The organism is Bartonella sp. DB5-6, from assembly GCF_000278115.1.
GTDB classification, from domain to species: domain Bacteria; phylum Pseudomonadota; class Alphaproteobacteria; order Rhizobiales; family Rhizobiaceae; genus Bartonella; species Bartonella refiksaydamii.
The window spans coordinates 1-6965 of the sequence record NZ_JH725128.1; the positions used below are offsets into that span (position 1 = coordinate 1).

General features: G+C 44.0%; 9 protein-coding genes and 1 pseudogene. 4 read left to right on the top strand and 6 right to left on the bottom strand.

Annotated features, from left to right (window positions below):
- Positions 1 to 97: 97 nt before the first annotated feature.
- The 5 genes from MCO_RS09370 to MCO_RS09390 are packed head-to-tail and all read right to left on the bottom strand — an operon-like array spanning position 98 to position 5465.
- Positions 98 to 1177: a S49 family peptidase gene (locus MCO_RS09370; RefSeq protein WP_007554176.1), complete on the bottom strand. Its 1080-nt coding sequence runs from the start codon at positions 1175 to 1177 to the stop codon at positions 98 to 100.
- Complete coding sequence (locus tag MCO_RS09375; RefSeq protein ID WP_007554178.1) at positions 1167 to 2711, bottom strand: phage portal protein; 1545 nt, start codon at positions 2709 to 2711, stop codon at positions 1167 to 1169. The genes MCO_RS09370 and MCO_RS09375 overlap by 11 nt, the downstream gene beginning before the upstream one ends.
- The gene (locus MCO_RS09380) at positions 2711 to 2959 is read right to left on the bottom strand and encodes a phage head-tail joining protein (protein ID WP_007554180.1); all 249 of its coding nucleotides are present in this window, start codon (positions 2957 to 2959) and stop codon (positions 2711 to 2713) included. Before MCO_RS09380 ends, MCO_RS09375 begins: the two co-directional genes overlap by 1 nt.
- A gap of 3 nt (positions 2960 to 2962) precedes the next feature.
- Positions 2963 to 4891, bottom strand: a complete 1929-nt coding sequence (locus MCO_RS09385) for a phage terminase large subunit family protein (RefSeq protein ID WP_007554182.1) — start codon at positions 4889 to 4891, stop codon at positions 2963 to 2965.
- Positions 4884 to 5465, bottom strand: a complete 582-nt coding sequence (locus MCO_RS09390; RefSeq protein WP_007553718.1) for a hypothetical protein — start codon at positions 5463 to 5465, stop codon at positions 4884 to 4886. Before MCO_RS09390 ends, MCO_RS09385 begins: the two co-directional genes overlap by 8 nt.
- An 84-nt stretch (positions 5466 to 5549) precedes the next feature.
- On the opposite strand from MCO_RS09390, the gene MCO_RS09395 reads away from it, so the two are divergent.
- The 4 genes from MCO_RS09395 to MCO_RS09410 all read left to right on the top strand — a co-directional run bounded on the left by MCO_RS09395 (position 5550) and on the right by MCO_RS09410 (position 6728).
- Positions 5550 to 5816 (top strand): BrnT family toxin, encoded by a 267-nt coding sequence (locus MCO_RS09395; protein WP_007554185.1) that lies wholly within the window; start codon positions 5550 to 5552, stop codon positions 5814 to 5816.
- Entirely contained in the window at positions 5794 to 6099 is a 306-nt protein-coding gene (locus tag MCO_RS09400; protein WP_007554187.1) for a BrnA antitoxin family protein, read from the top strand. The genes MCO_RS09395 and MCO_RS09400 overlap by 23 nt, the downstream gene beginning before the upstream one ends.
- Before the next feature lie 97 nt (positions 6100 to 6196).
- A complete protein-coding gene (locus tag MCO_RS09405) occupies positions 6197 to 6460 on the top strand; it encodes a type II toxin-antitoxin system RelB/DinJ family antitoxin (RefSeq protein ID WP_004861501.1) in 264 nt (87 codons plus the stop codon).
- Positions 6447 to 6728 (top strand): type II toxin-antitoxin system YafQ family toxin, encoded by a 282-nt coding sequence (locus MCO_RS09410; protein ID WP_007554192.1) that lies wholly within the window; start codon positions 6447 to 6449, stop codon positions 6726 to 6728. The genes MCO_RS09405 and MCO_RS09410 overlap by 14 nt, the downstream gene beginning before the upstream one ends.
- Positions 6729 to 6772: 44 nt before the next feature.
- On the opposite strand, the pseudogene MCO_RS09415 reads toward MCO_RS09410, so the two are convergent.
- Positions 6773 to 6965 (bottom strand): annotated as a pseudogene (locus tag MCO_RS09415) (phage antirepressor Ant); the annotation flags it as partial.

Genomic DNA, 6965 nt, shown 5'->3' on the forward strand with positions numbered 1-6965 from the left:
GCTTTTGCTGCATCAAAAGAAACGCCTAGACGCTTTGCTTGCTTTTCAAGGTTTGTCAGTGCTTTGGCGCGCTTTCTTTCTTGTTCAAGCACGGCTTTCATGTCTTGACGCTTGTCTTCATTGTCCTCATTGTCTTCGTCCTCATCATCTTCTTCGTCGTCGAAGTCTTCGGTGTTTTTGTTGATGTCGCTATCGTCTTCATCCTCTTCCTCGTCATTGATGATGTCGACAATCTTTTCATCATCATCTTCTTCTTGGGCGCGGTATTGTGTGCGTGCCATGTGTTTTGTCCTTCTTCTGTTGTTGATGTTGGGTTTTGTGATATGGAATCCGTTAAGGTTTCCAAAGCTTGCGCAAGCGTGCCTTGCGCATCTGCTAATCCAAGTTTGAGAGCTTGGGTGCCTATAAAAGTTTCTGCTTTTGTGTCGCGAATTGCATCAGCATTCAGCGGTCTGTTTTGCGCCACCAAATCGACAAACATCTCGTAGAGCAGGGCGCAATCGGCTTGCATTTTTATCTGTGCTGTATCGCTCAAGGGTTCGTGAGAATTGCCGTGAACCTTGTGATCCCCTTCAAAAACGAAGGTCCATTTATGCCCGTGTTTCTCATCCGCACGGGATTGGTCAAGATGGGCGCAAACAACCCCAATCGAGCCTACAACACCCGTGCGAGCAACCCATATTTGAGAAGCCGCACAAGCAATGGCATAAGCTGCAGAACAGGCAAACTCATTGGCATGCGCCCAAATGGGTTTATTGTATTGTTTTGAGAGTGTTTGAAACTCTTCAACCAAATCAAACACACCGCCGGCTTCTCCACCGCTACTGTCAATATCCAGTAAGACAGCGCGAACATCAGGTTGTGCAATGGCTTCACGAAAAGAAGCTCTTAAACCTTCATAAGAGGTTAACCCTGAGAGAGCACCAAGCCATGCACCGCGGCGCACAAGTGTGCCATGAACTGGTAGGATGGCAATATTGTTTTGCACCACATAAGTTTCAGGGGGTCTGAAAGACGCTGTATCCCCTTGCGCAAAAGCCTTAGGAGGAAACTTTTCTCCCTCAAAAAGACGCGGCGCAAGAGCATTCAAAATGACATCAAGCTTTGTCGATGCAAGCATATGAGGAACACCAAAAAGCCGTGATACCAAAAACGGCATATCAAGATTATTCACCATTTGTATGTGCCTCACTGCCTTGGTTACTTTCATAAGTTTCAGAAGGGTCTGAATCTGCGGTATCAATTACTTGATTGCTACCAGAGGGCGCTACCATATCCGTGTCAAAAGATAAGCCGCGCTCACGAGCGTCTGTGTGCTCTTCCTCAAGTTCGGCATGAATGCTGTCGATATCAAAGCCACGCTCGGCAAGTGCCATACGGCGTGTTTTCAAGCCTGCACGGATTTCTTCTTTTTCCGCAGAGATATCCTTGTTTGGATCAATCATTTCCAGGGGTGGTGCAAAGCTTTCACATTGAAGCCATGGCAAGGGATTTTCTTCCCACTCTGGCAAATTGACGCATTCAGAAAGCACTGCCATTTCAACAAAGCGCTCCCAAACAATGCGATTAAACTGAAAGGCAATGATATGTTCACGCCATTGTTTAACGTGACGCCTAAATTGAATGATGGAGGTGCGTACATTGGAGAAGTTTCCCCGCGTAACATCCCCTGTCACAACGGCATAAGGCATATTAAGTGCTGCACAAATTTTCAAGATATTGCGAAATTGAAAAGCCTCATAAGAGCCACCAACCTCAACAGGATTTGAGAATGTAACCTCTTTATTCTCTCCTAAATAAAGAGATGCACCGGGCGCAATGACAGGTGCTTTGTATTCTTCTTCAACGTTGTTTTTATCACGATTATCGGATAATTTTTCGACGTTTGGTGAATTGTCCTTGACAAACGCCGCGAAAAGAGCCGCTGTTCTTTTTCGATCAAGTTCTGCATCATCATAGGATTCCAGTTGAAAGATCTTTGTCATAGCGCGCGTTATTTTGGGAGAACCGCGCAACTGTCCAGCAATACGGCGCTCTTTGATATGAAGGACCATTTCAGCAGGTACGCGCACGCGCTCTTGGCTCTTAAATGCTATGTTGGAAGGAGAAGCATCATAGGGGTGCTGTTCCCAGAAATGATAAGCAACACGCTTGCCACTGGCATTAAATTCAATCCCCATACGAATGTAATTGCCTTTAATTTCAGCAGGTCCATTGTAAGTTAAATCCAGCATTTCGGTGGGATAAACTTGTAATTGAAGCGGTACACCAGAGCGCCCATAAAGGTCGACATAGTGTAGTCTTACAAAGCATTCGCCGGTTAAAAAGACCTCTCGTGCAATGGTTGCTTGAAGTCCATAAAAATTGGCATCTTCATCATAGTCCGCCTCATCAACCCATTGCCACCATAAGTCTAAAAGCTTTTTCTTTTCTTCTTGAAAACCTTCAATACGAGGATAAGGTTTAATCCCATCACTTACAGCCGCAGAGACCCATTCCTCCGTTGCAGAACCATAAAGAGCTTCATTGTCATAAAGCCATCTTGAACGAGCAACAATGGTATCACCGCATTCCTCAATGGCTTTATTGATATGTTTTTTGGCGGGATCAAAACCACCCATGCGACGGCTTTTACTTGCAGCTTCAAAATGGGGATTGTGTTGACTGGAACTTTTAAAAAAGTCCGTAATTTTATTAAAAAAGCCAGCCATTAATAACCTCTTGAGATATTCAAATAAAAAACACGTGAACGCTTGCGTCCTTCAAGGTCCGCTATTTGCGTATTCAGCATTTCAAGAGCTCTGCGCAGTTCCTCAACAGAACGGTTGCTTACTTGCTTATCGCCATGGCGCACCGATTGTGCTCCCGAATAAAGAGCTTCTTCAATTTGCTCACGCCGCCTTTTTAAATTTTCAAGTCTCTCAACTTTGCTGTTAAATTGTCCTAAAGTTTCACCCACAAATTACCTCCAATCCCCTCGCATATAAGGATTTATTATTGTTCTGAATGGCTTTTTTTGAGGCTGTGCTGTCTGAGATCTTCTTGGAGCAGGAGAGCGGGAACGTTCTGATGTTGGCTGCTCTAAAGAGCCTTCAACTTTAAGTTTTTCCAGGCGCTCTTCTAAGATATCGACTTCTCGATTAAGGTTTATTCCCGCCGAAATCAGACCTTGTAAAGCTGCATAAGCATAGACCCTACAATCCAAAGCCTCGTTTCTTGCCTTTTCGCTTTTTTGCCATTCGATACGCTTGAAGCCTTTAAAATATTTGATCACTTTTCTTTCAGCGGTTAGCTGATCAAAATATTCCCGATCAAGGTTTTTGTGAAAGTGTGTTGCACCAGCACCTGATGCTTCAGGACCGGATTTTTTAAACCGTGCCGTGATAATATCTTTTGCTGCGTCAACACCAACAATATAGAGATTGATCTGTCCTTTGTTGTTTCTACTTGGGCGGCGTGGCCATACCGCACGCCATCCCGCTTGTCCCTTAATCCCCCAGATACGCCGCTCTTCACGGGGGCGTACGTAATTATAAACCGCTTGTGTGTGTCCACCACCGGTATCAATACAGGCAGCCGTTATCTTGATGCCGTCTTTGTAACCTAGATGTGGCCAGCGTCTTGTAAGATATTCATCCAATTGGTCCCATACTTCAAAAGAAGAGGGATCACCAAGGATGACCTGATAATCGATATGCCAGCTTTCTTCACTGCGTCCCCATCCCACCACTTCAAGTTCTAAGCGGTCATTTTGCACATCAATGCCCGCTGTCAACAACACGGCTTGTTCTGGTGCAAGGGGATAATCTTCACGTTTTGCATAGAGGCTATCAGGGTCAACAACTTCGCCTGTTCTATCCTCCCATGGCTCTCCAAGCACTGTGTTGACAAAAGGCTGTAAAAGCGCCGGATCATCCTTGGCATCTAAAAACTCTCTTGCGCACTCCCCCCAAGTAAGCCAAGGCGAATAAAGTGCCGAAATATGATAAGAACGCAAGTTCGGTCTACTTGACTCACTGGTTGGTACCCAACATGCTCCTCTTTCTTCACACATGAGATCTGTTTTTCTGTGCTCGGCATGTTCATGACCACAATGCGCACAAACAAACACAGCTTTTTCAGGGGCGCCTTTCGGCCACTTGATTTGCGACCAGACAATGGGCTGTAGAACACCACACGCGTCACAAGGAACATTGTAATATCTCTGATCTCCAAGCACGAAATCCTTGGCGATACGGCTTGTGTCACGGTGGGTTGGCGTGGACAATTTAAAAATCTTTCTCTGTACAAAGGTCGAGGTCCGCTTTTCGGCAATCATTACCGGATCACCTTCGTTATCCACACTGAGAGGATAGGCATCCACCTCATCTAAAATCAGATAACGAATAGGCATGGAACGCAAACCAGCAGCACTGTTTGCTCCTGTAAGCATCAATGCACCACCATCAAACTCTTTCGAAAACATTGTATTACCGCTGTCGCGTGCCCGCGCTGGGGCAATGCGTTCGCTTAAAGCAGGACTTGCCATAATCATTGGGTCAAGACGGGTTTTTGAAAGCTTCTTCGCTGTCTCAACCGTTGGCATCACATAAAGGGCAGGTCCCGGACTATAATGAATGGCATAACCGCAGAAGTTCAATCCTGCTTCAGACATGCCAACTTGCGCCCCTTTCATGACAATGGTTGTCTCTATAGGTTTGTAAGAGGAAAGGTTATCCATGATTTCGCGCAAATAAGGGGTGCGCTTTGTTCTCCAAAGCCCAGGCTCAGCACTTGCTACGGTGCTAAGGTATCTATTCTTGTCCGCCCATTGCGAAACCCTGTACGGTGGGTCTGGTTGTCGTGCATCATTGGCATTAGCGAAAAATTCTTCGACGGCATTGTCATCCATTATTCGTTTCTTGCAAGCTCTCTAACTCTGGAGAATGAGGGTCATGAAAAGGCACGGGAATGGTAACCGCCTCAAGCAAAGCGGTTCTCATAGTATAATCAATGGCACCAATAAGGCTGGCCGCATCACATCCAACTTGTGCGGCAATGCTTGCCCCGAAACGATGTGGAAAATTCAACATGGCATCACGGTGTGCTCTTCCAAACTCACGTGCCGCCTTTTTCATTTCTTCTCGATCAACGGTTGTTTCGCGTAGTCGTTCAAGGGCAATCTTTTCGCTTTCAAGCGCAACTTGCATTCTCTCCAGTTTTATCTTGTATTCATTGGCACCATCTGTGGAGGCTTGTTTGATCTTTGTCCGCCGTTGTCCATCCGGTGCTAAAAGTGGGGCAGGGCGCTTTGTTGGATTCTCATTCCAGATGCTTGTGGCAAGGGCTTCATTGACAGAACCATCTTCAAAAAGAGCCTTATCAAATTTGCCTGTCTTAAATCGAGAAATAACCGCATTATGTGAAACACCCATCTTCTTCGCAAACGCACGAACCGATATGCCCTCACGATGTTTCTTATTCATAGTTGCTCCATTTTGAATGGTATATACGAATTATTGTACACTTTAATTATTGACAAGGTTTTATTTTTCGTGTACATAAAATATATGAAGATAGTGTGGGATGAACCAAAAAGAGCTTTAAACATTAATAAACATAAGCTTGATTTTGCTGATGTTATTTACTTTGACTGGGAACATGCTCTTATTGATGCAACACATTCAAACCGCATGAAGGCTATTGGACATTTTGCTGATGGCACAACAGTTATTGTTTTTGCAAAGCTTGGCAATGAAGCGATATCCATTATCAGTTTTCGTCAAGCGAATAAAAAAGAAAGAGAGGTTTTCAATGACTATCAAAAAAACCTTTGAAACAGGATGTGGCTACACAAAAGAAGATTGGGACGCTGTGGATTCCCCACCACTAACAGATGAAGAACTTGCACGCTTAAAGCCAGCTAAAGACGTTTTACCAGCCTCCTTTTTTAAGTATGTAACAGAAGAACGCCGTAAACGTGGGCGTCCACCCGTTGAATCTCCTAAACAAGCGGTTACTCTACGCCTTGACCAAAACGTTATTGCTTCTTTTAAAAAACAAGGAAAAGACTGGCGAACACGTATGGGTGAAGTCTTAAAAAAAGCAAGTGGTTGTTAAGCCAAACGATCTCGCCACTCTAAAAAATGTGCTTTACAGTTGAAATTAAACTTCAATTGTATTACATTGAAATACAGTTACAAGAGGAGAAGTCATTATGGCTGCCAGTCGTATGGTTCAAGCGCGTGTACCAGAAGAAATTCAAAATATCGCTAATCAAGTTATTCAAGCTTCAGGTTTATCAGTAAGTGATGTTGTGAGAGTGTTGATGACGCGTATTGCACAAGATAAAGCTATTCCGTCCTTCTTGTTTCAACCTAATGCGGAAACTATAGCGGCTTTTGCAGAACTAGAGGAAGGTAACTTAAAAAAGTTTCATTCCGTAGACGAATTATTTGATGATCTCTATGCGGACGATTGAACGTACCACTATCTTCAAACGTGATTTCAAGCGTGAAATGAAAGGACGGTATCGGCATCTTTTAGATACTGATTTGCGCCAAATCATTGCAGCATTAGCAAATGATCAACCTTTAGAACTTCGATATCATGACCATGCATTGATTGGGAATTGGAGCAATTATCGAGATTGCCATATTCGACCTGACTTAGTATTGATTTATCGCTTGATTGGTCAAGATCGATTGATTTTAGTGCGTCTGGGCTCCCATTCAAAACTTGATCTTTAAACCACCTCCCCATTTTGAGAACGGGGAGGGAAGATGTTTTAAGTCTAAGCTACTTTTGCAATCGGAGTCGCTAAAACTCGTTTAGCTTCTTTTGTAACTGATTTGTAATGATCAAGCTCTTCTTCAAGGTCATTTGCATCCAACAAACGTCTCATCATCAATCCTAAGATTTCTCCAACACCAGCAGGTTTTTTTAAACACTCATAAGAAAATAATTCATAATCAACAGATTGGCTT